The organism is Streptosporangium sp. NPDC006007 (assembly GCF_040614315.1).
Lineage (GTDB): Bacteria > Actinomycetota > Actinomycetes > Streptosporangiales > Streptosporangiaceae > Streptosporangium.
Window position 1 is genome coordinate 171306 of record NZ_JBEXUG010000008.1, and the last position, 23854, is coordinate 195159.

The 23854-nt window shown below is 70.3% G+C and carries 23 protein-coding genes and 1 tRNA gene; 4 read left to right on the forward strand and 20 right to left on the reverse strand.

Annotated features, from left to right (window positions below):
• Positions 1-137: 137 nt before the first annotated feature.
• The 10 genes from ABZ194_RS09640 to ABZ194_RS09685 form a co-directional block, all read right to left on the reverse strand.
• Entirely contained in the window at positions 138-650 is a 513-nt protein-coding gene (locus ABZ194_RS09640; protein ID WP_355594216.1) for a hypothetical protein, read from the reverse strand.
• The gene (locus tag ABZ194_RS09645) at positions 650-1159 is read right to left on the reverse strand and encodes a hypothetical protein (protein WP_355594218.1); all 510 of its coding nucleotides are present in this window, start codon (positions 1157-1159) and stop codon (positions 650-652) included. Before ABZ194_RS09645 ends, ABZ194_RS09640 begins: the two co-directional genes overlap by 1 nt.
• Positions 1160-1566: 407 nt before the next feature.
• Positions 1567-1956: a 50S ribosomal protein L7/L12 gene (rplL, locus tag ABZ194_RS09650; protein WP_355594220.1), complete on the reverse strand. Its 390-nt coding sequence runs from the start codon at positions 1954-1956 to the stop codon at positions 1567-1569.
• 85 nt (positions 1957-2041) lie between these two features.
• A complete protein-coding gene (rplJ, locus tag ABZ194_RS09655; RefSeq protein WP_355594222.1) occupies positions 2042-2566 on the reverse strand; it encodes a 50S ribosomal protein L10 in 525 nt (174 codons plus the stop codon).
• Positions 2567-2848: 282 nt separating this feature from the next.
• A complete protein-coding gene (locus ABZ194_RS09660) occupies positions 2849-3679 on the reverse strand; it encodes a DUF1396 domain-containing protein (protein ID WP_355594224.1) in 831 nt (276 codons plus the stop codon).
• A gap of 171 nt (positions 3680-3850) precedes the next feature.
• Positions 3851-4564: a 50S ribosomal protein L1 gene (gene rplA, locus ABZ194_RS09665; RefSeq protein WP_355594226.1), complete on the reverse strand. Its 714-nt coding sequence runs from the start codon at positions 4562-4564 to the stop codon at positions 3851-3853.
• Positions 4565-4751: 187 nt separating this feature from the next.
• Entirely contained in the window at positions 4752-5183 is a 432-nt protein-coding gene (gene rplK, locus ABZ194_RS09670) for a 50S ribosomal protein L11 (protein WP_352031399.1), read from the reverse strand.
• Positions 5184-5328: 145 nt separating this feature from the next.
• The gene (gene nusG, locus ABZ194_RS09675; protein ID WP_355594229.1) at positions 5329-6150 is read right to left on the reverse strand and encodes a transcription termination/antitermination protein NusG; all 822 of its coding nucleotides are present in this window, start codon (positions 6148-6150) and stop codon (positions 5329-5331) included.
• A 67-nt stretch (positions 6151-6217) separates the two neighbouring features.
• The gene (gene secE, locus ABZ194_RS09680; RefSeq protein ID WP_355594231.1) at positions 6218-6466 is read right to left on the reverse strand and encodes a preprotein translocase subunit SecE; all 249 of its coding nucleotides are present in this window, start codon (positions 6464-6466) and stop codon (positions 6218-6220) included.
• 75 nt (positions 6467-6541) lie between these two features.
• Positions 6542-6614 (reverse strand) — tRNA-Trp (locus ABZ194_RS09685).
• A gap of 256 nt (positions 6615-6870) precedes the next feature.
• Between ABZ194_RS09685 and ABZ194_RS09690 the strand changes: the two genes are divergently transcribed.
• Both ABZ194_RS09690 and ABZ194_RS09695 read left to right on the forward strand, forming a co-directional pair.
• Positions 6871-8076: a pyridoxal phosphate-dependent aminotransferase gene (locus ABZ194_RS09690; RefSeq protein WP_355594233.1), complete on the forward strand. Its 1206-nt coding sequence runs from the start codon at positions 6871-6873 to the stop codon at positions 8074-8076.
• Between the two features lie 175 nt (positions 8077-8251).
• A complete protein-coding gene (locus ABZ194_RS09695) occupies positions 8252-9289 on the forward strand; it encodes an adenosine deaminase (RefSeq protein ID WP_355594285.1) in 1038 nt (345 codons plus the stop codon).
• 40 nt (positions 9290-9329) lie between these two features.
• On the opposite strand, the gene ABZ194_RS09700 is transcribed toward ABZ194_RS09695, so the two are convergent.
• The 3 genes from ABZ194_RS09700 to ABZ194_RS09710 all read right to left on the reverse strand — a co-directional run bounded on the left by ABZ194_RS09700 (position 9330) and on the right by ABZ194_RS09710 (position 14649).
• Positions 9330-10274: a hypothetical protein gene (locus ABZ194_RS09700; protein ID WP_355594235.1), complete on the reverse strand. Its 945-nt coding sequence runs from the start codon at positions 10272-10274 to the stop codon at positions 9330-9332.
• 98 nt (positions 10275-10372) lie between these two features.
• Positions 10373-12403, reverse strand: coding sequence for an AAA family ATPase (locus ABZ194_RS09705; RefSeq protein WP_355594237.1), 2031 nt, complete (start codon positions 12401-12403; stop codon positions 10373-10375).
• A gap of 80 nt (positions 12404-12483) precedes the next feature.
• Complete coding sequence (locus ABZ194_RS09710; RefSeq protein WP_355594239.1) at positions 12484-14649, reverse strand: AAA family ATPase; 2166 nt, start codon at positions 14647-14649, stop codon at positions 12484-12486.
• Positions 14650-14795: 146 nt separating this feature from the next.
• On the opposite strand from ABZ194_RS09710, the gene ABZ194_RS09715 reads away from it, so the two are divergent.
• Both ABZ194_RS09715 and ABZ194_RS09720 read left to right on the forward strand, forming a co-directional pair.
• Positions 14796-15506 carry a methyltransferase gene (locus tag ABZ194_RS09715; protein WP_355594241.1) on the forward strand — a complete coding sequence of 237 codons (711 nt, stop codon included), beginning with the start codon at positions 14796-14798 and terminating at the stop codon, positions 15504-15506.
• 259 nt (positions 15507-15765) lie between these two features.
• Positions 15766-15966: a hypothetical protein gene (locus ABZ194_RS09720; protein WP_355594243.1), complete on the forward strand. Its 201-nt coding sequence runs from the start codon at positions 15766-15768 to the stop codon at positions 15964-15966.
• Between the two features lie 140 nt (positions 15967-16106).
• On the opposite strand, the gene ABZ194_RS09725 is transcribed toward ABZ194_RS09720, so the two are convergent.
• The 7 genes from ABZ194_RS09725 to ABZ194_RS09755 all read right to left on the reverse strand — a co-directional run bounded on the left by ABZ194_RS09725 (position 16107) and on the right by ABZ194_RS09755 (position 23824).
• Complete coding sequence (locus ABZ194_RS09725; protein WP_355594245.1) at positions 16107-16781, reverse strand: DUF305 domain-containing protein; 675 nt, start codon at positions 16779-16781, stop codon at positions 16107-16109.
• Between the two features lie 150 nt (positions 16782-16931).
• Positions 16932-18077 (reverse strand): acetyl-CoA C-acetyltransferase, encoded by a 1146-nt coding sequence (locus ABZ194_RS09730; RefSeq protein ID WP_355594247.1) that lies wholly within the window; start codon positions 18075-18077, stop codon positions 16932-16934.
• Positions 18078-18256: 179 nt separating this feature from the next.
• Positions 18257-19726 (reverse strand): DUF2079 domain-containing protein, encoded by a 1470-nt coding sequence (locus ABZ194_RS09735; protein WP_355594249.1) that lies wholly within the window; start codon positions 19724-19726, stop codon positions 18257-18259.
• On the reverse strand, positions 19723-20580 hold the full coding sequence (locus ABZ194_RS09740) for a class F sortase (RefSeq protein WP_355594251.1): 858 nt from the start codon (positions 20578-20580) through the stop codon (positions 19723-19725). The genes ABZ194_RS09735 and ABZ194_RS09740 overlap by 4 nt, the downstream gene beginning before the upstream one ends.
• 13 nt (positions 20581-20593) lie before the next feature.
• Positions 20594-21499, reverse strand: coding sequence for a hypothetical protein (locus ABZ194_RS09745; protein ID WP_355594253.1), 906 nt, complete (start codon positions 21497-21499; stop codon positions 20594-20596).
• Positions 21500-21716: 217 nt separating this feature from the next.
• Positions 21717-22526, reverse strand: a complete 810-nt coding sequence (locus tag ABZ194_RS09750) for a class I SAM-dependent methyltransferase (RefSeq protein WP_355594255.1) — start codon at positions 22524-22526, stop codon at positions 21717-21719.
• Between the two features lie 152 nt (positions 22527-22678).
• Positions 22679-23824, reverse strand: a complete 1146-nt coding sequence (locus ABZ194_RS09755; protein ID WP_355594257.1) for a glycerophosphodiester phosphodiesterase — start codon at positions 23822-23824, stop codon at positions 22679-22681.
• Positions 23825-23854: the final 30 nt, after the last annotated feature.

The following is a 23854-nucleotide window of genomic DNA, read 5'->3' on the forward strand; positions in this document are numbered from 1 at the left end:
GACGATCGACACTGCCATGGAGGATCTACCCGCCGACATACCGACTCCAAACACAGACTTTGATAACAATTGAAGGAAGCGCCACGCCGACGACCGATCCGGCGGGTGGGCGACGCCCGTGATCGGCGGAGAGGACCCTAGTTCGGCGGGGGGTCTCCGAGCAGGGTGGACAGCTCGGCCACCAGCCAGCGCCCGTCCTGCTTGACCATGACCAGCCGGGCCCGGTTCTGGCTGACCTGGCGCCGGGGCTGCCTCTCGCCGGGCAGGGTTTTCACCGTTCCCATGTTCACGAACAGCAGCACCTCGACCCGGTCGGAGGTGGCCGACTCCACCGCCGCGCCGGCCACGGTCGCCTCCTGCACCGTGCGCTGCCTCTTGACCGTGGGCACCAGGGTCGCGCCGAGGTCGCGGTAGTACTGGGTGAGGCTGCCGGTGGTGTAGACCCGGGCCCGGGAGAAATCCTGTTCGATCGTGCGGTAGTCGTACGACAGCATGTCGACGGCGACCGAACGGGCCGTGGCGAGGGCCTCCTGCCCGGCGGACTCCTCTCCGCTCAGCCGGTCGAGGTCGATGAGCATGATCCCGATCACGGCGGCGAGCGAGAGCGCCACGGCGGCGAGCATCCCGGCCAGCACCACGGAGGCGCGCATCACAGGACCAGCTCCGCCTTCGACACGAGCCAGACCGCCCCGACCCTGGTCACTTCCATGTTCCACCGGTAGAACCGCTCCTGCGGGGCGTCCTGGCTCCCCTTCCACCGGACCACGGCGTCTCCCACCACCATCACCTGGGCCGTGCCGCCCTTGAGGGAGACGAGCCCGGCGGCACGGAGCGCGCCCGTCTGGAGGACCTTGTTCTTGACCGTGGTCTTCTTGAGCGTCACCACGGTTCTGGCGTACTCCGCCCGCGCCGCACCGGTTGAGGTGTCCAGAATGCGGTTGATATCGGCGTCCACACTCCGGTAACCGACCGAGAGCAGGGCCAGCGCGTGCGTCCTGGCCGACCGCACCGCCGCCTCACGGTCGTCGGCCGCCACCTGGGCCTCGCGCAGGGCACCGCAGAGCCAGTAGGCCACGGCCAGCAGCGCCACGACCAGCACGCTCAGCACCAGTCCGGCGGTCTTCAGCGGGCGAGCCCGCCGAGCAGCCTTCACCGCCACGCGTTCCCTCCCCTCGCAGGTCTACCGGCATACGGTCCGGTGACCACAGGGCGCCGTCCGTTCGGGCCGGTAAGCTCCCCCGATCGCCGGATCATAACCCGCCGCGCGGATCATCATGTGGGGCTTTGCGGACCTCTCTCCGAGCTGTCCCCCGTTGCCGGTGCCGGCCACCGGCGCCGGCAGGCCGGACGGGGAGGTCGCGGCCCTGCGGGCGCGGCCCGCTGGGAGGGGAACGGCGGGCGGGGACGCCGGGAGGGGACACGGGAAACGCGCGGGGGCGCGGAGGGCTCGGAGGGCTCGGAGGGATGTCAGGGGACACGGAGGGACCCGGGGGCGGACACGGAAAGAGCGGGCCACCGGCACCTGGTGGACCCGCTCTTTCCGGTGAAGCCTCTAGGTCAAGCGAATTACTTGACGGTGACGGTGGCGCCGGCGGCCTCAAGGGCGCCCTTGGCCTTCTCCGCCTGCTCCTTGTTGACCTTGCCGTCGAAGACGGCCTTGGGGGCGCCGTCCACGAGGTCCTTGGCCTCCTTGAGGCCCAGGCTCGTCAGAGCGCGGATCTCCTTGATGACCTGGATCTTCTTGTCGCCGGCGGCCTCAAGGATGACGTCGAACTCGTCCTGCTCCTCGACCTCTTCGGCGGCGGCGGCGCCGGCGGCCGGGGCGGCGGCGACCGCGACCGGGGCGGCGGCCTTGACGTCGAAGGTCTCCTCGAAGAGCTTCACGAAGTCGGACAGCTCAAGGAGGGTCATCTCCTTGAAAGCGTCGAGCAGCTCGTCGGTGCTGAGCTTCGCCATGGTGGTTCCTCCGTATGGATCAGACAAACTAAGAATTGGGACCGCGGTACGTATGCGCTAATCCCCTGCGACCGCTTGCGCGGACCTACTCGCCGGTCTCTTCACGCTTGGCGCGCAGAGCCTCGGCCAGCTGAGCCATGTTGGTGGGCAGCGCGTTGAAGACGGCGGCCGCGTGGCCCTGCTTCGCCTTCAGAGCACCGGCCAGCTTCGCGAGGAGGACCTCGCGCGACTCAAGGTCGGCAAGCTTGGTGATCTCGGCCGGGCTCATCGACCTGCCGTCGACGACACCGCCCTTGATGACCAGGAGGGGATTGGCCTTGGCGAAGTCACGCAGACTCTTGGCGGCCTCGACCACGTCGCCCTTGACGAACGCGATCGCCGACGGGCCCGCGAGCAGGCCGTCGAGCTCACTGATCCCGGCCTCATTGGCCGCGATCTTGGTCAGCGTGTTCTTCACCACGGCGAACTTCGCATTCTCACCGAGAGAAACGCGCAGCTGCTTGAGCTGGGCGACGGTGAGACCGCGGTACTCGGTCAGAACGGCAGCGCTAGAGCCTTCGAAGCTGCTCTTGAGCTCGGCTACAGCCGTTGCCTTTTCCGCCTTCGCCATGGGCCTCCTTCCAGATGTGCCGCCGGCAAAGGCCCAGAAAGCGAACAAGCCCCGGCGCGGGCGCACGGGGCTCACATCAGGAGGTCAGTCCAAATGAAAACTCACATCACACCTACGCGGGCCGTCCACTGTGTGGATCCTTGGGCCACCGGGCCATGAGGCCCGACGACGACCGGCGGTCTTCGGCGTTGACAGCGTACGCCCTATCCGGGCGCATGCCAAATCGCCGACGGCCCGCGTCCTTGGGCCGAGGAGCCAAGGGACGCGGGCCGCGAGCGGTCGTCAGTTTCCGCCGGGGTGCTCCGGCATGTCGCCCACCTGGCCGGCGGGCGGGGCCGTGATCTCCACGGGCTCGTTGAAGCCCCTGAAGGAGGCGGCCATGTTGAACGTGACACCCTGCTCCGAGCCGCTGAGCGTGACCTTGCGGGGCAGGCTCTGGGCGTCGGACCACAGGTCGAACTTCACGTTCTTGACCCGCGAGAGCTGCTCCTGGAGCCGCTCACGCCTGGCCGGGTCGATCACCTGGGCGGCCTCGGCCACCGGGAAGGTGCCGCTGTAGTGGGTCGTCTCGACTCCGCCGACCGTCTCGGTGCCGACCGCCTTGACGTCCTTCGAGGCGGTCAGCAGCTTGACCGTGCCCGCCAGGTCGAACTGCTGGGCCTGGGCCGTGAACGCCTTGACGCCGGCCTGGCCCTTGGCGTCGAGATCCGTGAGGGAGACCTTGATCCACGGCTTGTTCGCGCCCGCGAACTTGTTGAGCAGTTCCGACTTCACATAGACCGTGTCGCCGGTCAGGATCGCCCGCGCTCCACCGGGGACGTTCTGCCCGTCGTGGACGATCGTGTCCAGTCTGACGTCGGTCGCCAGCTGTGGCCTGCTCTGGTACAGCATGCTGCCCTGGATCTTGCTGGTGCCCTTCTGGCCGCCGGTGGCGTCGACCACGAGGTCCGCGGAGTAGGAGGTGACCTCCCCGGCCCGCTGTGCGCTCTGCTGCACCGCCTCGGCGGCGGCCAGTTTGACGTTTCCGAGGGACGTGGTGCCCTGGGCACCGCATCCCGAGACCGCGACCAGCGCGGCCGCTCCCAATGTCAGTGCGGGAGCCAATCGGCGCATCCGTCTTCACCCCTTCGTGTCCCCCGATGGAATTGCTTACGACACTACGCCGCGACAAAACGGAATGCGTCCTCCCAGAGAACGAAAAAGGGCCTCAACCGAATGGCCATTCGGTTGAGGCCCTCCAAAAGGAGACCTGCTATCGAGCTTGACAGGCGGCCAGCGGCCCTGTCAGGCGTCGAGCTCGGCGGTCAGCGCCCGCGTCGCGTTCGGGTCGACCGGGATGGCCGGGCCCATGGACGTGGAGAAGACGACCTTCTTCACGTAGCGGCCCTTGGCCGCGGACGGCTTGAGACGGAGCACCTCGTCGAGGGCCGCGGCGTAGTTCTCGACGAGCTGACGCTCACCGAACGACACCTTGCCGATGATGAAGTGCAGGTTCGCGTGCCGGTCGACACGGAACTCGATCTTGCCGCCCTTGATGTCGGTGACGGCCTTGCCGACGGCGGGGGTCACGGTGCCGGTCTTGGGGTTGGGCATCAGACCACGCGGACCGAGCACGCGGCCCAGGCGGCCGACCTTGCCCATGAGGTCCGGGGTGGCGACGACGGCGTCGAAGTCCAGGCGGCCCTTGGCGACCTCGTCGATCAGCTCGTCGGCGCCGACGATGTCGGCGCCCGCGGCGCGGGCCTCCTCGGCACGGTCACCGGTCGCGAAGACCAGGACCCGGGCGGTCTTACCGGTGCCGTGCGGGAGGTTGACGGTGCCGCGCACCATCTGGTCCGCCTTGCGGGGGTCGACGCCCAGCCGCAGGGCCACCTCGACGGTGGCGTCGAACTTGGTGACGCTGGTCCCCTTGGCCAGTTTGGCCGCCTCGACCGGGGTGTAGAGGTTCTCGTTGTCGATCTGGGCTGCCGCGTTGCGGAATGCCTTGCTGCGCTTCACTTGCTCACTCCTGTGGATCCGAGTGTCCGTGGTACGGGCCGGCGCGTGGCCCCTCCACTTTCGAGGTGTTTCGAGGTTGTCCGGCGAGCGCGCTCATGATCGCGCCCGCTGCCGGGCTCCGGCCGGTTCCGCGTGGGCCACGGTGGGCGTCCACGTCCGCACGGCATCGGGCCCGGTGCCGTGCCGGTCAGTCGGCGATCGTGATGCCCATCGACCGGGCGGTGCCGGCGATGATCTTCTCGGCGGCCTCGATGTCGTTGGCGTTGAGGTCCTGCATCTTGGTCTCGGCGATCTGGCGCAGCTGGTCCTTGGTGAGCTTGCCCACCTTGTCCTTCTGCGGGACGGCCGAGCCCTTCGCCACACCGGCGGCCTTCTTGATCAGCTCAGGCGCCGGGGGCGTCTTCGTGACGAAGGTGAAGCTGCGGTCCTCGAAGATGGTGATCTCAACGGGGATGATGTTGCCGCGCTGGGCCTCGGTGGCAGCGTTGTACTGCTTGACGAAGTCCATGATGTTGACGCCGTGCGGACCGAGGGCGGTACCGACCGGCGGAGCGGGCGTGGCCTGGCCAGCGGGAAGCTGGACCTTGACCAGTGCCGCGATCTTCTTCTTAGGAGGCATGGTTCTCTCCGGGTCCTAATCGGGGTGATGCGGCTCCCACGCAGACACGGGGAGCATGTCGGCGGGCCGTGCTTCGCGAAGCACGGCCCATCGAACGCCTTAGTTTACGCGACCGCGGTCTGTGCGGCCGCGGGCGCGTGACCGGTCAGATCTTCGAGACCTGGTTGAACGAGAGCTCGACCGGTGTCTCACGGCCGAAGATCGACACCAGCACCTTGAGCTTCTGCGACTCGGCGCTGATCTCGCTGACCGTGGCGGGCAGCGTGGCGAAGGGGCCGTCCATGACCGTGACGGACTCGCCGACCTCGAAGTCGACGGTCGCCGCCGAGGCCTTGGCCGTCGACTTCTTGACCTCCTCGGACGGCTCCGGGGCGAGCAGCTTGGCCACCTCGTCGATGCTCAGCGGGCTGGGCTTGTTCGACAGGCCGACGAAGCCGGTCACACCGGGCGTGTTGCGGACCGCGGACCAGGACTCGTCGGTGAGCTCCATCCGGACCAGCACGTAGCCGGGAAGCACCCGTTCCTTGACGAGCTGGCGCTTGCCGCTCTTGATCTCGGTCACGTGGTGGGTGGGCACCTCGACCTGGAAGATGTAGTCCTCCATGTTGAGGGACTGGGTGCGGGTCTCGATGTTCGACTTCACGCGGTTCTCGTAACCCGCGTAGGAGTGGATGACGTACCACTCGCCGAACTGACCCCGCAGCAGGCGCTTGAACTCCTCGACCGGGTCGATGTCGGGCAGGACGTCGCCGTCCTCGTCGACCTCTCCGACGGAGACCTTTTCGGCCTCTTCGACACCCTCGGCCTCGTCGACGCCGCCGGCCGGGACCTCCTCGGCCCCGGTTTCGGCGTCGACGTCAGACTTGCCGGACTCGGCGAGCGAGTCCTGCGTGGCGTCGACGGCCTCTTCCGGGTCGGCCGTCCGCTCTTCGCGGGACTCGCCGGCCGACTGTGAAGACTCGGACACGGTGGATCATTCTCTTTCCGTCGATGGGCTGTTGAAATTACCGGGGGACGATCCGCCGGAAATCGGCTCAGGCTCCGCCGAAGATCCGCAGCACACCTTCGGTGAGCAACGCGTCGAGTGCCGACACGATCCCGACCATGATCAGCACGAAAACCAGGACGATCGTGGTGTAAGAAAGAAGATCTTTGCGCGTGGGCCAGATCACCTTGCGCAGTTCGGCAATGACCTGCCGGTAGAAGAGTGCGGGAGAAGTGCGCTTGGCCTTCTTCTCACCGCTCGGCTTGTCTGCGGTTTCGCCGCGCGTGTCGATCGCCACAGTCCTCACCTGATCCATCGAGTCCAACGCATGTCTGCGGCGCGCTAGACGCCCTGATGCGCGGACCGCTCCTCGCAGGGCACGAGGGACTCGAACCCCCAACCGCCGGTTTTGGAGACCGGTGCGCTACCAATTGCGCTAGTGCCCTAAGACATGAACCACCATACATCGGTTGGACCGAAGTTTGTCCGTGGCTCACGGTCTTGACCGCCGGTTCACGCATACGGCGGGAAGACCACGCCGGAGTCTACGGGGGAATGCCCACCACGTCGAACCGGGAGCGGCCACCCAGGTCACCGGCCTCCCCACCCGTCGCGCGGCCCGCCGGCCCGCGGGGTGGGCCGGGGTGTCCGCATCATGGATACGGAGCGGAAACAATGCCACAGGTCTGTAACCATGGAGGCATGACCCGTCCTCGCATCTCAGCACGTATCTCCGCGATCTCCGAGTCCGCCACGCTCGCCGTGGACGCCAAGGCCAAGGCGATGAAGGCCGCGGGCCGCCCGGTCATCGGCTTCGGCGCGGGTGAGCCGGACTTCCCGACCCCCGAATACATCGTCGAGGCCGCCGTGGAGGCGTGCCGCAACCCCAGGTTCCACAAGTACACGCCGGCCGGGGGCCTGCCGGAGCTGAAGCAGGCCGTCGCCGACAAGACGCTCCGCGACTCCGGCTACCGGGTCGACGCGGCCCAGATCCTGATCACCAACGGTGGCAAGCAGGCCGTCTACGAGGCGTTCGCCACGCTCCTCGACCCGGGTGACGAGGTCGTGGTCATCGCCCCCTACTGGACGACCTACCCGGAGGCCATCAAGCTGGCCGGCGGCGTCCAGGTCGAGGTCGTGACCGACGAGACCACCGGCTACCTCGCGAGCGTCGAGCAGCTTGAGGCGGCCCGCACCGAGCGCACCAAGGTCCTGCTGTTCGTCTCGCCGTCCAACCCGACCGGCGCGGTCTACTCCCCCGAGCAGGTCGAGGCGATCGGCCGCTGGGCCGCCGAGCACGACCTGTGGGTCGTCACCGACGAGATCTACGAGCACCTCACCTACGGCGGCGCGACCTTCGCGAGCATCGCCACCGCCGTCCCCGAGCTCGGCGACAAGGTCGTCGTCCTGAACGGCGTCGCCAAGACCTACGCGATGACCGGCTGGCGCGTCGGCTGGCTGATCGGCCCGAAGGACGTCGTCAAGGCCGCGACCAACCTGCACTCGCACGCCACGTCCAACGTCTCCAACGTGGCCCAGATCGCCGCCCTGGCCGCCGTCTCCGGCGACCTGTCGGCCGTGACGACGATGCGGGAGGCCTTCGACCGCCGCCGTCAGACCATGGTCCGCATGCTGAACGACATCCCGGGTGTGCTCTGCCCGGAGCCGAAGGGCGCGTTCTACGCCTACCCCTCGGTCAAGGAGCTGCTGGGCAAGGAGTTCGCGGGCCGGCGCCCGCAGACCTCCGCCGAGCTCGCCGAGCTCATCCTGGAGGAGGCCGAGGTCGCCCTCGTCCCCGGTGAGGCCTTCGGCACCCCCGGCTACTTCCGTCTGTCCTACGCGCTCGGCGACGACGACCTCGTCGAGGGCGTCGGCCGGGTGGCCAAGTTCCTGGGCCAGACCCAATAGTGCTCGGGGAGCACAGCGGGGCCCGGATCGGGAACGGTCCGAGGCCCCTTTTGTGTGGTCTCCGGGTCCGGTCCGCCCGGTTGAGGGGAAAAGTCCGGTGGACAGGACACCGGCGGGCTACCCGGGTGAGGGCAAGAACGGCCCCGGGACGCCGGACATACGGCACCATGTGGAAATGCCCCGTCCGCTCAGCGACCTGCCCAAGGCCCACCTGCATCTGCACTTCACCGGCTCGATGCGGCACTCCACCCTGATCGAGCTCGCCCGCGAGCAGAACCTGCACCTGCCGGACGCGCTGGTGCAGGACTGGCCACCCCGGCTGCGGGCGACCGACGAGCGGGGCTGGTTCCGCTTCCAGCGGCTGTACGACATCGCGCGCACGGTCCTGCAGCGGGAGGACGACGTCTACCGGCTGCTGCGGGAGGCCGCAGAGGACGAGGCCGCCGAGGGGTCGCGCTGGCTGGAGATCCAGGTGGACCCGTCCGGCTACGCCCAGCGGTTCGGCGGCCTCACCCCGGCCCTGGAGCTGATGCTGGAGGCCGCGCGCCGGGCCGCCGACCACGCGGGGATCGGGATCGCCGTGGTGGTGGCCGCCAACCGGACCCGCCATCCGCTGGACGCCAAGACGCTCGCCCGTCTCGCCTCCCGCTACATGGACCAGGGCGTCGTCGGGTTCGGGCTCTCCAACGACGAGCGCCGAGGCCGGGCCCGGGACTTCGACGGGGCCTTCCGGCTCGCCAAACGGGCCGGGCTGCTGGCCGTACCGCACGGCGGGGAGCTGCTGGGCGCCGACAGCGTGGCGGAGTGCGTGGACGTGCTGGGCGCCGACCGGCTGGGGCACGGTGTGCGGGCGGCCGAGTCGCCCCGGCTGATGGAGCGCCTGGCCGACCGGCAGATCGCCTGCGAGATCTGCCCGACCTCCAACGTCGGGCTCGGGGTGGCCGAGCGGCCCGAGGACGTGCCGCTGCGACGGCTCTTCGAGGCGGGGGTGCCGGTCGCGCTGGGCGCGGACGACCCGCTGCTGTTCGGCGCCCGGTTGCTGCCGCAGTACGAGCTGGCCAGGCAGGTGTACCGCTTCCGCGACGCCGAGCTGGCCGAGCTGGCCAGGCAGTCGATCCGGGCGTCGACGGCCCCCGAGACGGTGCGCAAGGACCTGCTCAGGGAGATCGACGACTGGCTGATCTCCCCGGAGCCGGAAAATACGGCGGACTGAGGGACTGAGGGGCGAGGGGGATGCGTGCCGGGGGACGGGCTCAGGGCCGGTCGGGAGGGCCCTGGTCGCGGGGGGCGAGGCGGAGGTCGTGCCGGCGGAGCCGTACCGCGTGTTCCTGGCCGAGCAGGGCGAGCCAGCTCGCGCCGAACTCGCGCAGCCCGTCGAGCATCCGGAACCGGACTCCGCCCGGGACCTGACGGCAGAGCAGCACGGACTTGTCGACCAGGCCGGTGATCACGTCGATCATGTCCTCGGCTCGGAGCGTGTCGTCCTGGCAGACGTAGGTCGCCGAGTCGAGGTCGAACTCTCCGGCGAACACCGAGGCGCGGGCCCAGAACAGCCGTTCCTGAGCCGTGCAGAGCTGGTGGCTCCACCCGATGCAGGTGGCCAGCGCCCGATGCCGGGACGGACCGCCCCTGCCCTCGTCCACCAGGAGGTCGAACCGGCCCTCCAGCCCGGCCAGGATGTCGGCGGCGGACATCGTGCGCAGCCGCGCGGCCGCCAGCTCGATCGCCAGTGGGAGGCCGTCCAGCCTGACGCACACCTCGGGGAGCCACACGCCGCTCAGGTCGGCGAGCAGGGCGCACGCGTCCTTGGGCGGCAGGCCGGTCAGCACCCGCAGATGCTCGCCGGGGACCGCGAGCGACTGGCGGCCGATCGCCAGGACGCGGAGCCCGGGATCGGCGGTGAGCAGCTCACCGACCAGCGTCGCGACCCGCCCGATCAGCACCTCGCAGGTGTCCAGCACGAGCAGCGGCGCGGTGGAGCCGCCGACGGCGTCCAGGACCGCCGAGACCAGCGCGTCGGGGCCGTCCGTCTCGGCGACGTCCACCACCGCCGCCCCGGGGGCGACCATCCGGACGAGTTCGAGGCCGAGCCGGGTCTTGCCCACACCACCGGCGCCGGACAGGGTGACCAGCCGGGCCCGCTCGAACAGGGCCACGATCTCCGCGATCTCGTCCCGTCTGCCGACGAACGCGCTCATCGAATTCCTCCAGCGTGGAGACTCCGGGCTTCGGCCAGGGAGAGGAAGTCAACGCGCGCTCTCTCCTGGCGGCGTGCGCATTCACCCTAAAATTCACACTAAAACTGATCGAATCCCTCAATGTCCAGGATTCGGGTCATGGTCACGTCCAGATCCGTGTCCATCCCCCTGGTGAAGGCGCGCTCGTACACCTCGTCACCCACCAGCGCCCTGGCCCGGCTCTCCGCCTGACGGCCGGAGATCGCGAAAGGGCACGAACCACGCTCGGACAGGTCGGAGGTCGTCCACATCCGCCGGGCGGCGCCGAGCAGGAAGGCGGCCAGGCCACCGTCTCCCCGGGCCACGGCGGTGGCGGCGAGCTGATCCAGCGTCAGGGCGCCGCCCAGGGTGTCGCCCAGCCTCCACCTGACCTCAAGCGCCGTCCGCGCGTACGCCTCCGCGGCGTCGAGATCTCCCCGGCCGAGCTCGACGAGCGAACGCACCTGATCGCCGTAGGAGCGGGCCCAGAGCTCACCCCGCTCCGCGCACCTGGCCCACTGCCGCATGAGCACCCCCACGGCCAGGCCGGACTCACCTCGAAGGCCCCAGGCCATCGCCATCGTCACCTCGGCGAGGGGCAGCCCGATGTGGAGGTGGACCGCCCGTTCGAACAGTTCGGCCGCCTCCGCCGCGAGGCGCGCGGCCTCGTCCGGGTCGCCGAGGACGAGGGCGGTCGCCGCGGCGTTCTGCCGGGCGCACCCGGCCGCGGCGAAGTCGCCCTCGGCCATCGCCGCCTCGTACGCCTCGTCCGCCCGCCCGCTCGCCGCGGCCGTGTCACCCGCGGCGAGCGCGACCCAGGCGCACACCCACAGGGCCTTGGTCCTGACCGGGCTCGGGTCCGCGTGACCGTCCAGCACCCGGTCCAGGTGACGGCGCCCCTGCCGCACCTGGCCGAGGCAGCACCAGACGAACCAGAGCGCGGTCACCAGGTCGAACCCGTCGTCGCAGGCGAGGGCCGCCTCCAGGTCCGGCATCGCCCGGTGCGCCCAGTCGGCCCACTGCGGCTGCCTCGGGCCGTACCACTCGGCCTCCGCCCTGCGGGCCCGCGCCAGATAGTGCTCACGGTGGCGGGCGACGAGAGTCGCCTCCTCGCCCAGGCGGCACAGCCACTCCCTGCCGTAGTCGCGGACCGTGTCGAGCATCCGGTAGCGCGACCCCCTGGCGAGCAGAATCGACTTGTCCACCAGCCGCCCCAGCGGGAACACGGTGAGCCGCCCGTCGGCGCACACCGCCCGCACGTCGTCGACGTCGAACCAGCCGGCGAAGACCGAGAGCCTGGCCCAGAGCAGGCGTTCCTCCGCGGTGCACAGCTCGTGACTCCAGCCCACCGCGGTGCGCAGGGTCTGGTGGCGTCCAAGCGGAGTACGGCTCCCGCCGACGAGCAGCGCGAACCGGTCGTCCAGCCGTTCGGTGAGCTGCCGCACCGACAGCGTCCGCAGCCGCCGCGCGGCCAGCTCGATGGCGAGGGGGATGCCGTCCAGAAGGCGGCAGACCTGGGCCACCTCGTGTGGATCGAGGGCGACGTCGGGCACCAGGGCCTGAGCCCGCTCGGTGAAGAGCCGTACCGCCTCCGAGGCGGTGCCTCCGGAGGCGGGCACCGCCAGCGGCTCGATCGGCATGAGCCGCTCCCCCGGCAGCCCGAGCGGCTGGCGGCTGGTGGCGAGCACCCGGGCGTGCGGGGCGTCGGACAGGATCCGGCGCAGCAGCGCCGCGCAGGAGTCGATCAGATGGTCGCAGGTGTCCAGGACCAGCAGCAGCCGCTTGTCGGCGAGGAAGTCCGCGAGCACCTCGGCCTGCGGCCGGGCCGCCTGCTCCCGCATACCGAGCACCGCGGCGATGGTGTGGCCGACCAGGTCGCCGTTCTGCTCCGCCGAGAGCTCGACGACCCACACCCCGTCGCTGAAGGAGTCACGGAGCCGGTCGGCCGTCCTGACGGCCAGCCTCGTCTTGCCCACACCGGCGACCCCGGTGAGGGTCACCAGGGGGGAATGGCCGATCAGTACGGCGAGCTCGTCGAGCTCAGCTGCGCGCCCGACGAGGCTGCTCGTCTCCGCCGGAACGTTGTCCCGACGTATCCGCGTATCCGCCACCGAATTCCTCGCCCCTCCGCATGAGGTGGCAAGCCAACCACGGAACCGGCGGCAGACCCGGTCAGATCTGACATCGCCGGTTATGAATTTTTCTCCTCCAGTGCATATTTCACAGCAAGCCGCAGGTCAAGCGCCCTCCCCTGTGCGAAACGGGTATCGAATTCTCCACCCCCCAGGACTTTGACGGCCTGGGTGACGGCCCTCTGACGGACCGTGATGAAGATCGGCGAGAGGAACTGCGGCAGCCCCGAGGAGTCCCAGACGACCTGGGCCGCCCCCAGAAGCCTGGCCGCCCTGCGCGCCGCCCCCGTCTCCGCGCCCCTCCCTGCGCCCGCCTTCGCCCTGACCGCCTCCGCCGCCGCCGTCCAGGCGATCAGTTCGACGCAGGCGACGGTCAGGAGCAGGTCCTCAAAGAGCCTCGCCCCCGCGAGCGCGGCCCTGGCGTGACGGAGTGCCCCCGAGGGGCGGCCCTTGAGGTGCTCCGCCCAGGCGGAGACGTACTCCATCTGGGTGCGGCTCCACTCCTCCCCGTACGCCTCGCAGAGCCCCCGCCCCTTGACCAGCATGCTGTCCGCCGCCTCCGGCCGCCCCGCGGCCAGCAGGCTCAGCGCCGCCAGCATGTGGCAGGGCAGCAACCCCGCCGACATGTCACCCCCGGCCGTGTGCCAGACGACGGCCCGCTCCAGCAGTTCGACCGCACGCGAGGAGTCCCTGCGCGTCAGAGCGAGCAAACCCTCTATCTGGAGGACGTACCCGGCGGCGCTCCCCCCGGCGTCCTCGGCACGGCAGCGGGCGAGCAGTTCCCGAGCGGCCTCCAGGTCCCCCTGGAGCACGGCGACCCAGGCGCAGACCCAGAGCGCCCTGGTCCGCTCAGGGCCGGGCTCGGCGTCGGATCGCAGCGCGGCCTCCAGATAGTGGCGGCCCTGACGCACCAGGCCGCAGCAGATCCAGAGGAACCACAGAGACCCGGCCAGGTCCAGAGCCGCCCGTGTCCACCCGGGGTCGGCCAGGCACAACTCGAACGCCTTGCGCAGGTTGCACTGCTCGGCGCGCATCCTCGCGTACCACTCCACCTGGCGGCCCGGCCACTCGGCGGCACATCTTTCGGCCAGCCGGAGATAGTGGTCACGGTGACGGCCCCTGACCGTCTCGTGCTCGCCCAGCCGGTGCAGCCACTCGGCGCCGAACTCCCTGACGGTGTCCAGCATGCGCAGCCGTACACCGGTGGGGTGGTCCTCCCGCTGCACCAGGGACTTCTCCGCCAGCCCGGTCAGCGCCTCCAGCACCAGCGCGGCCGGGAGCGGACCGCCCGCGCAGACCTGCTCGGCGGCCTCCAGGTCGAAATCGGAGGCGAACACCGACAGCCGGGCCCACAGCAGCCGCTCGGCCGGGGTGCACAGTTCGTGGCTCCAGCCCATCGCCGCGCGCAGCGACTCGTGCCGCACCAGCCCGCCGCCACCGGTCACGCCACCGCCGATCGGGCCGTCGCCAACCGGGGCACCGCCGGCCGGGACACCACCTGCCGGATCACCACTCATCGGGTCACCGCCGACCGGGTCGTCGCCGATCGAGCCACCGCCGGTCAGCAGGCGGTAGCGGTCGCCCAGCTCGCGGATGAGCCGCTCAGGCGACGTGGTGCGCAGCCGTACGGCCGCCAGCTCGATCGCCAGCGGGACACAGTCGAGCCTCTCGCAGAGCTCGGCCAGACCGGCTTCACCGTCCGCGCCGCCCACGCCACCCACGCCCTCCGTCAGGCCGGCGCGGTCGCGAAGCAGCGTCACCGCGTCCTCGACCGGGAGCGGCGGGACGGGATAGACGTGCTCGCCGGACACGCCGAGCGGCTGGCGTCCGGTGGCCAGCACCCGGAGACCGGGCGCGCGGCGCAGCAGGGTGTCGACCAGCGAGGCCACCGCGTCGACCAGGTGTTCGCAGGTGTCGAGCATGAGCAGCGACCGGCGCGAGCTCAGCCAGTCGGCGAGTACCTCCTGCTGCGGCCGGGCGGACCGGTCGGCCAGGCCCATGCCGTCGGCCACGGTCGCCGGCAGCAGGTGCGGATCGGTGAGGGGGGCCAGCTCGACCTGCCGGCAGCCGCCGGGGAACTCCGCCGAGACCTCCTCGGCGACCCGGCGTGCCAGGCGCGTCTTACCGACACCGCCCAGTCCGGTGAGCGTGACCAGGCGGGACTCGCGCAGCAGACGGACCACCTGTGCGATCTCCGCACTCCGGCCGACAAAGGTAGTTTCCATAGGGGCGCTCATGCTAGGCCGCGGCGCCCGATTCGGGGGCGGCTCCCGGGGAAGCACTACTAGACTCTGCCTGTCCTTAGCCGTGGCCCGCCACGGTTTTCTGTGAGCGAGCTGGACGGAACCGCATGTCTGGGTATGACCGCGTAGTGCAACCCGCGGCCGGTGACGAGGCCCTGGAGAACCACCTGGGTGGGGACGAGGCCAAGAACTACCGGCAGTACGAGCTCGACACGGTCGCCCCGCACGTGGGCCGGTCCATGCTGGAGATCGGCTCGGGTCTGGGGCACTTCGCCGAGCAGTTCCTGCCCCGCCTGGACAGGCTGGTGGTCAGCGACTTCGACCCCTACTGCGTGGAGCGGCTCCGCGAGCGCTTCGCCGGGCGCGACGACATCGACGTGCTGCAGTTCGGCCTGCCGACCGACATCCCGATCGGTGAGAAGGTCGACACGGTCGTGATGATGAACGTGCTGGAGCACATCGAGGAGGACGTCGAGGCCCTGCGCTCGCTGGCGAGGGTCACCCTGCCCGGCGGCCGGATCGTGATCTGGGTTCCGGGCTACATGCAGCTGTACGGAGACTTCGACCGCAAGGTCGGCCACGTCACCCGCTACACCCCCGCCACCCTGCGCAGCACGGTCTCCAAGGCGGGCCTGGACGTCGACGTGCTCAAGCCGATCAACTTCCTCGGCGGCATCGCCTGGTGGGCCGCGGTCCGCCGCGGCGGCGTCGGCTACCCCGACCCCCGCCTGGTCAAGATCTACGACCGTACCGTGGTGCCGGCCACCCGCTTCATCGAGCGCTTCATCCGCCCGCCGTTCGGCCAGACGGTCTTCTGCGTGGCCCGCGTCCCGAAGTAGAGCGCCCCGAAGTAGAGCGCCACGTCGAGATCCCCGAAGTAGAGCGTCCCGCCCCGAGCCCCGGCCCGGAATAAATGGCTTGCACCGTACGGCACGGCCGCCGTACGGTGATCGCATGTGGATCAACTCCTAAGCGCCGGCGTCGATCAGCCTCGTCTGATCCGCCCGCACTCAGCTCTCCGGCCCCGTTCGTCTGACGCGGCAGCTGAGTTTCCGGCACGGCCTACAGCCGCGTCGTCACTGTCTTCAAGGAGTCCATATGCGAATTCACGCGTCCAGCAAGCACGGAAACCACGATAAGGCTCCCAAGCCTCGTATGCCGCTTCCCGGGCTTCCCGGGCTTCCCGAACTGCCCGAGCGGGGCCGGCCCGCCCCGGCGCCGCGGCGCACGCCGATGCCGCCCACGCCGATGCGGCCGACCCGGCAGTCGCGCCGGATCCCCGGCAAGGGCGGTCGCTGACGGCTCGTCACGCCCCGGTTCCGGCGTTCCGGAACCGGGGCGTGACGGGCGGAGGAAGCGGAGGCCGCGGGCCGGGGCGCCGGATCGGGAGCACCGGGCTCACCGGGCTCACCGGGCTCACCGGGCCGGGAACACCGGGCTCACCAGCCGCACATCCCGTCACGGCCGCCCCACATGGGCCCCGGCCCGGACCACGATCCGTCGGGCGCGCCCCTGCCGTCGAACCAGGTCGCCAGCCACCGCCGCATCTGGACCATCTCGTCCTGCTGGGTGTTGCGCACCGTACGGGCGAACGCCGCGACCTCGTCGTGCCGCGCGATCCCGTGCACGAGCATCTGCTGAGACAGCATCACCGCGGCCATGTGGTGCGGGATCATGTCCCGCAGGAACGTCTCGTCCAGCGCGTCACCCGACAGTTTCGACAGATCACGCATCATCGGTCGATAGGGAACCGCCGTGGACTCTCCTGGATACCACTCGGCCAGCCAGTTCCTCATCTTCGCGATCTCAGCGGTCTGCGTCGTCGCGATCGTCGCCCCCAACCGGCGCATCTCCGGGCGTCCGGAGCGCCGGAGCTGCTCCGCGGCGGCGACGGCCTCCTGGTGGTGGGGCACCATCCGCGTCAGATAGTCGAACTCGCTGTCCACCGAGCACATGGGTCCCATACCGGGCCCCATGTGGTCACCGTAGGTCTGTTCCTCGGAGGGAGCCGGCCTCGGCTGAACGTCGTTCACATTCGCCGCGGCGACCCCTGTCATCGCCGCGGCCACCAGAACCGACCCGGCGACGATCCCCCTCGTCACTGCGCGTCCCATCGCTCCCCCAACGGCTCGCGGAGTTTCTCAGCCCTACGGTGTCCCCACCGCACCCGCCGTGACCAGGGCCGATCGGCACACACCATCAGGACCAAGGTCTCAGCGGCGCCGAGGTGAGACGTCCGGCCGGGTGGCGCTCCCCGCGACCGGTCAGAGGCGTTCGACGATCGTGACGTTGGCCTGGCCGCCGCCCTCGCACATCGTCTGCAGGCCGTACCGGCCGCCGGTGCGCTCCAGCTCGTGCAGCAGCTTGGTCATCAGGATCGCGCCGGTCGCGCCCAGCGGGTGGCCCAGGGCGATCGCGCCGCCGTTGGGGTTGACCCTGGCCGGGTCGGCGCCGACATCCTTGATCCAGGCCAGCGGGACCGGGGCGAACGCCTCGTTGATCTCGGTGACGTCGATGTCGCCGATGGACAGGCCCGCCTTCTTCAGCGCCTTCCCGGTCGCCTGGATCGGCGCGGTCAGCATGTAGACCGGGTCGCCGCCGGTGAGCGTCAGGGTGACGACGCGGGCTCTGGGGGTCAGGCCGTGGTCGTGGACCGCCTGCTCGGAGGCGATCAGCAGGGCCCCGGAGCCGTCGGAGATCTGCGAGGAGGTGGCGGCGGTGATCCGGCCGCCCTCCCGCAGCGTCCTCAGCGCCGCCATCTTCTCCAGCGTGGTGTCGGCGCGCGGGCCCTCGTCGTCCTCGACGCCGTTGATCGGGGCGATCTGGTCTCTGAAGTGGCCGCCCGCCACGGCCTTGGCCGCGCGCTGGTGGCTGCCGTAGGCGAACCGCTCCAGCTCCTCACGGCCGAGATCCCACTTCTCGCACATGAGCTCGGCGCCGCGGAACTGGGAGATCTCCTGCTTGCCGTACCGTTCCACCCACCGGTCGCCGAAGGGGAAGGGCATGCCCTTCTCCAGCGCCGCGGTGACGGGGGAGCCCATCGGCACGATGCTCATGGACTCCACTCCCGCGGCCACCACGAGATCCTGGGTGCCGGAGAGCACTCCCTGGGCCGCGAAGTGGATCGACTGCTGGGAGGAGCCGCACTGCCGGTCGACGGTCACCCCGGCCACGCTCTCCGGCAGGCCCGCCGACAGCCAGGCGTTACGCGCGATGTCCATGCTCTGCGGGCCGAACTGCATGACACAGCCCATGATCACGTCATCCACCGCGGCGGGGTCGACGCCCGTGCGCTCGATGAGGGCCCGGAGGGTGTGCGCGGCCAGGTCGGTGGGGTGGACGGCGGACAGGCCGCCCTTCTTTCTTCCCACCGGGGTGCGGACCGCTCCGACGATGTACGCCTCTGCCACAGTGCCTCCCGCGGGCGAAACCGAGCATTATTCGGTCATTGGCAGGTTACCGCAGAACCCCCGCCCTGTCCCGCGGCGGTCCGCAAGGGGGCCCGGAGAGAGCCGCGCACCTGGACGGCCCGGCCCGCGGGCCCCGCGAAACAGACGTCACGAGCCGGGTCGTGCCATCGATCAGGGGTTCAGGACGGGCGGTTCAGCACGATGTAGCCGTCGCGCTCGAACACCTTGACGTAGCCGCCGCGCAACGCCTCGTCGACCCGCCGCCGCTGTGCGTCCTGGTCGGCGAACGGATAGGTCCACCGCGCCACGTCGGCCACGATCCAGGACGCGCCGTAGGGCCGCGGCTCCCAGAGCAGCACCGTCGTCCGCGCGGTGAGCGCCGGTCCGACGCTGTTGGCGGCCTCCACCACCACCCCGTCCGGGACCTTGGCCACCGCCTCGCGCGCCGCCGCGACGTGCGGCTCCCCCCGGTAGAAGGACGGTTCCAGAAGGTCGCCGAGCGCGAACCTCGGGATGAGCGTGACGCCGATCACGCAGACCGCGAACGCCCAGCGCGCGGTCACGTCCCACCCGGGGAACCGCTTTCCGAGCCGGTGGGCGCCGTCCACCGCGGCACAGACCAGAACGGCGACCACAAAGGCGTTGTAGTGATACTCCGTCCCCCACCACTGCTGCCGGTCAGCCAGGAACCGCTCGACGACGAGCGGAAGCGCCGTCAGGACCAGCGGTGACAGAAGCGCGGTCAGCAACGTCGGCCAGAGCAGGAGGACCAGGGTGTCCATCTTGGTCTCCGGGCTGACCATCTGCCAGAGCGCGCCCAGCGGGTCACGGGCGACGGAGAGCACGACCTCGCCAAGGGTCGCGCCCCGGTCACCGTAGGCCCAGTGGAACCCGGCGGCCCCCGAGCCCGCCATCGGCATCAGCACGTTGCGGACGATCACCAGCGCCCCCAGCCCGAAGAGGACGAACGCCGCCCCCTCCATCCGCCGCCGGGTGACGAGGAGGTGGACGCCGAACCCCACGACCAGCAGGCCCATGTCCTCCTTGACCAGGAACAGGCCGATGACCGCGGGTATCGCCGCGGCCATCCGGCCGGCGTCGACCCGCTCGATCATGATCGCGCTGAGCAGGGGGACGAACGCCGCCTCGTGGACGTCGAACCCGGCGGCCTGCGCGACCGGCCACGACGCCAGGTAGGCCACCGCGACCAGGTGGGCGGGGCCCGCGCCGACGCGGCGCTCGGCGTAGTGCCAGATCGGGATCGCCGCCGACGCGAGCAGCGCCCCCTGCGCGACGATCAGCGTCTCCGGCCCGCTGTGGATCCAGTACAGCGGGGCCAGAACCGCCACGATGGGCGAGAAGTGGTCGGCGAGCTGGAGGAAGTCCATCCCGACGCCGTACCGCATGCCGACCACCGGCTCCACGGGCGCGCCGAACGTGGCGTAGCCGCGTACGGCCTGGTCGAAGACGACCAGGTCGAAGGCGCTGGCCCTGAAGGTGAGAAGCCTGACCAGGCCGAGCACCGAGTAGGCCGTCGCGGCCAGTGCCACGAGCGCGCCCAGCGCCGCCCCGTGCCGCCGTCTCCGCAGGAATCCCAGGACATTCGAAACCCCGGGGGTCCAGCCCGTCGCCGTGGTCTCGGCGTTCATGCCCTGCGCGTGCTCGTCATCGTCGCGTAGGCGATGACATTGTCGGTGTAGTGACCGGTGGTGCGGTTGTAGGTGCCACCACACGTGATCAGGTGGAGCTGGGGGTTGGGCGATTCGCCGTACACACGCTGGGTGGGAAAGACGGACTTCTCCGCCTGTTCGAGACCGCCCACCGTGAAGACCGCGACGATGCCGTCCTTGCGCCGCACCTCGATCACGTCACCGTTCCGGATCTCGTCGAGGCGGCTGAAGACCGCGCTCCCCGAGCGGGTGTCCTTGTGCCCCAATATGATCGCCGGCCCCGCCTCCCCCGGGGTGGGCCCCGAGCGGTACCAGCCGACCAGGTTCGGGTCGGCGACCGCGGGCACCTCGATCGCCCCCTGCCCGTCGAGCCCGACCGAGCTGATCGGCGCGTTGATGCCGAGCCGTTTGACGACCAGGCGCACCGGGGTCGAGGGCTGCATGGCGGGAGCCGCCGGGATGCTCGGCAGAGGTGGCGGCGCGGTCGCGGGTGCCTGGAAATAGGGGTCCGGCAGGCCGGTGGCGTTCGCCTGGCTGCGGGGCGGCAGCGTGGTGCGCTGGTCGGCCAGGCCGTACTGCTCGGGCGCGACCATCATGAGCAGCAGGCCCACCAGCACCGTGACCACTCCGGCGACCCCGGCGAGGATGAGCACCGACCGCAGGATCCGGCCGTCGTTCACCCGCTCCTCGGGCCACTCCTCGTACGGCGGGCCGTACCCCTGGTAGACCGGATGCCCCTGAGGCGGGTAGGGCGGCTGGACCGGGCCATAGCGGTACGGCGGCGCGGGCCTGGGAGCCCGAGGCGGTCGGCCGTCCGGCGTCGGGGTGGTCATCCAGCCGCTCCGGTCAGCCCCTGAGCGCGCTACGGCGGCGCAGCACGAGTCCGCCGACCCCGGCCAGGGCCATCAGCAGCGAGCCGCCGAGGACGATCATGCGGGCGTCCGGCCCGGCCTCCCCGCCACCGCCCGTCGAGGCCGCGCCCCGGGGGGTCTCCTCGACCTGTCTGTCCTTCACGGGCTTGGAGGTCTCGGTCCGGGTGAGGGTGATCGTCGGCTCCGGGGTGGCCGTGGGGGTGGAGCTTCCGGTCGGGAGGCCCATGTTCGTCGGCGTGCCGGTCCCCATCCCGGCGCCCTGCGGCCTGACCGTGACCTGCAGCGCGGCGGTCGAAGCCTCGGCGGGGGCCGCGGTGCAGTCGTACAGGTCGGCCTTGGTCGCGGTGCCGGCCGCCGGGCTGTGGACGAGGGTGAAGTCGTGAGGCTGGATCCCGATGACCCCGGTCGCCGTGGGCGTCACCGTGATCAGCACGGCGGGAAACGGCAGCGCGGTGCCGGCCGCCACCGCTCCGGGGGTCGACGTGGCTCCGACCGTCCGGGTCTCCGTCGGGGACGGGAGGGGCGTGCCCGTGATCACCACGTCCGCGTCGATCACGAGCCGGTCACCGGCCGCGATGGCGGAGGGCGCGGTCAGGGCCGGTCCGGGAACGGCGGGCTGACCGATCCTCCAGGTCGCCACGAGAGGGGAGTTGGGGACCGCGCTGAGCGGAGCGGTCAGGTCCATCTGCAGTTTGTAGCTGTTGCCGGTGACGGCGCCGGCGGCGGGACTACCGACGGGATTGCAGGTGTAGGTGACCGGTTTGGGAATCGCGGCCAGAGAGGCGACCGCGGGGACGGCGCCGAAGATGAGACCCCCGCTGACCGCTCCGACAGCAACTGACTTGACCGCGACGCGGCACCGCGTCTTGGACTTCAGCACAGCTTCTCCCCATTTCGGCACAGTTGACCGCTTTGGCGCGGTTGCCCACGATTCCAGGCCATGGTCACAGTCCGGAATAGATCTTAATAAGACGGGACGGGAAGATGCGCGTGAGTTAGCAAAACGGGCATATTTTCTCTCCCGCCGCATCGTGGCCGCCTTCGCCCATCCGGCCCCATCCACCACTCCCCGCCCCCGAGCGTTCCCGGCCGCGCCACTATTCGCGTGGCGCGCGAACCACCGCGGTGATGATCGGGAGCTCGAACTCGCCGTGCGCGGTCTCAGGGGTGGAACGCAGGTAGTCGACCACCCGAGCCAGCAGCTCGGCGCGCTCGGAGCCGGGGAGCGTGAGCACGTGGGAGTGGGTGGCGATCGTGGCCGCCATCGTCTCCGCGGTCCGGCGCTGAACGTGCGGGAAGCGGACCTGCTCGACCTCCCGGAACCACGGCCCCCGCAGCGGGATCTCCTCGGCCCGCCAATTGGTGAACGACACCGTGCTCCTGGCCACCCTCTTCAGCTCCCTCACCCACGGGATCTGGTCGTCGTCGAGGTTCCAAAGCCCGGCCAGCACCCCGCCCGGGGTCAGGACCCGGGCCATCTCCGGCAGGGCCCGGTCGAGGTCGAACCAGTGCAGCGCCTGCCCGACCAGGATCGCGTCGACCGCCCCGTCCGGCAGCGGGATCTTCTCAGCCGACCCGGCCAACGCCCGAGCCCCGGGCAGCCGCCGGCGGAGCTGGTCGAGCATGGCCGGATCGGGCTCCACCGCGATCACCTCGGTGACCTTGGCGCCTTCGGCGAGCCCGGAGGTGTGCCGCAGCAGTACCTCGGTCAGCTTCCCGGTCCCGGCTCCCAGGTCGAGGACACGCAACGGCACACGGTCGGAGACGGGGTCGAGCGCCCACAGCACGGCGTCATCGGGATAGTCGGGCCGCTCCCGCGCGTACGCCGCGGCCTGACCGCCGAACGACGACGCCCTTCGCGCGAGCGTCTCAGCATCGATAGCGCCGAAAGCGAATAATCTGCTCATACGCTTACGATAACCTCGCGGCCCCCGGTGATCTTGAACGAAAAATCATGTTTCGCACCGCCTTCAACCAGCCCCCCGCGAGCTCGGATAGTCAGGACATGTACCCCGTTCCCCGACGTTCCGCGATGTTCCGCGGCGTTCCACGGAAGAGGTCAGTTGTCGCTGAAGAGACGGTCGCGCGTGGCACGCGCGACCCCGGGATCGTCGGCGAACACCCCGTCCACGTCGAGCCGGTAGAGCCGTTCCAGCCAGCCCATCACATCGCCGACCGCACGCGGATAGTCCGGGCTGGCCGGATCCCCCCTGCGGTACTCCAGCGGAAGATACTCGTTCTCGTTACGGATGGTCGCGACATGAACCAGGAGCCCCTTCTGATGGGCGTCCTGGACGAGCGAGGTAGGCTCCTCCAGCCTCCCGTCGGGACGGATGGGCACGATCCGCGAGGTGACCACGCCGATGCCGTTGGCATATGTGGCGATCTGCGCCAGACCGTCCGGGGTGATCAGGTCACTGTAGGTGCGCGGGTCACCGGCCGTCGCCAGATCGTACGGCCTGCCTCTCGCGCCGATGAGCTGAACCAGCCGCACCCGGGTGGCGGAGCGCAGCTCCTTGAGGTTGGCCGTCTCGAAGGACTGGATGAAGACCGGGGCGCACACGTCGTCCCAGCCGCGGAGCCGGAGGGTCTCCACCAGCGGCTTTTCGAGCGGCAGCCCTATCGAGGCGAAATAGGTCGAATGCTTGGTCTCGGGGTAGACGCCCACACCGCTCTGCTGAGCGAGCTGGACGACCTCGTCCAGCGTCGGGATCCGCGCCAGCCCGTTGTAGGCCGTGTTGCCCGGCCGCACCTGGGGGAGACGCTCCTTGGCGCGCAGGGTGCGCAGCTCGTCGAGCGTGAAATCCTCGGTGAACCAGCCGGTCCGCCGGACACCGTCAACGACCTTGGCCGTCTTGCGGTCGGCGAACTCGGGGTGGCTGGCGACGTCGGTGGTCTTCGACAGCTCGTTCTCGTGCCGGGCGACCAGCACGTGATCCTTGGTGGAGACCAGGTCGGGCTCGATGTAGTCGGCGCCCATCTGAATGGCCGCCTCGTAGGCGAGGAGTGTGTGCTCGGGCCGGAAGGCGCTGGCGCCGCGATGCGCGATGACGATCGGCTCACGGCCACCACAGGTGGGCGCGTCCGCCGCGATCGCGGGCGGGAGCGCGACCGGCGCCGTCGCCCCCGTGAATCCGGCCAGCACACCCGCCACGAGCACGGCGGGCATCCCGGCCCGCATCACCTTGCCCACCACCTCGGGCACCCCCACTCTCCGATCCTGTGGGGGGCACAC

Coding starts and splice junctions, on each gene's coding strand:
- rplL (WP_355594220.1), bottom strand. CDS start 1,956: ATGGCGAAGCTCAGCACCGACGAGCTGCTCGACGCTTTCAAGGAGATG.
- ABZ194_RS09735 (WP_355594249.1), bottom strand. CDS start 19,726: ATGAACGCCGAGACCACGGCGACGGGCTGGACCCCCGGGGTTTCGAAT.
- ABZ194_RS09695 (WP_355594285.1), top strand. CDS start 8,252: ATGCCCCGTCCGCTCAGCGACCTGCCCAAGGCCCACCTGCATCTGCAC.
- ABZ194_RS09740 (WP_355594251.1), bottom strand. CDS start 20,580: ATGACCACCCCGACGCCGGACGGCCGACCGCCTCGGGCTCCCAGGCCC.
- ABZ194_RS09750 (WP_355594255.1), bottom strand. CDS start 22,526: ATGAGCAGATTATTCGCTTTCGGCGCTATCGATGCTGAGACGCTCGCG.
- ABZ194_RS09690 (WP_355594233.1), top strand. CDS start 6,871: ATGACCCGTCCTCGCATCTCAGCACGTATCTCCGCGATCTCCGAGTCC.
- ABZ194_RS09640 (WP_355594216.1), bottom strand. CDS start 650: ATGCGCGCCTCCGTGGTGCTGGCCGGGATGCTCGCCGCCGTGGCGCTC.
- ABZ194_RS09660 (WP_355594224.1), bottom strand. CDS start 3,679: ATGCGCCGATTGGCTCCCGCACTGACATTGGGAGCGGCCGCGCTGGTC.
- rplJ (WP_355594222.1), bottom strand. CDS start 2,566: ATGGCGAAGGCGGAAAAGGCAACGGCTGTAGCCGAGCTCAAGAGCAGC.
- rplK (WP_352031399.1), bottom strand. CDS start 5,183: ATGCCTCCTAAGAAGAAGATCGCGGCACTGGTCAAGGTCCAGCTTCCC.
- ABZ194_RS09710 (WP_355594239.1), bottom strand. CDS start 14,649: ATGGAAACTACCTTTGTCGGCCGGAGTGCGGAGATCGCACAGGTGGTC.
- ABZ194_RS09725 (WP_355594245.1), bottom strand. CDS start 16,781: ATGGGACGCGCAGTGACGAGGGGGATCGTCGCCGGGTCGGTTCTGGTG.
- ABZ194_RS09720 (WP_355594243.1), top strand. CDS start 15,766: ATGCGAATTCACGCGTCCAGCAAGCACGGAAACCACGATAAGGCTCCC.
- ABZ194_RS09700 (WP_355594235.1), bottom strand. CDS start 10,274: ATGAGCGCGTTCGTCGGCAGACGGGACGAGATCGCGGAGATCGTGGCC.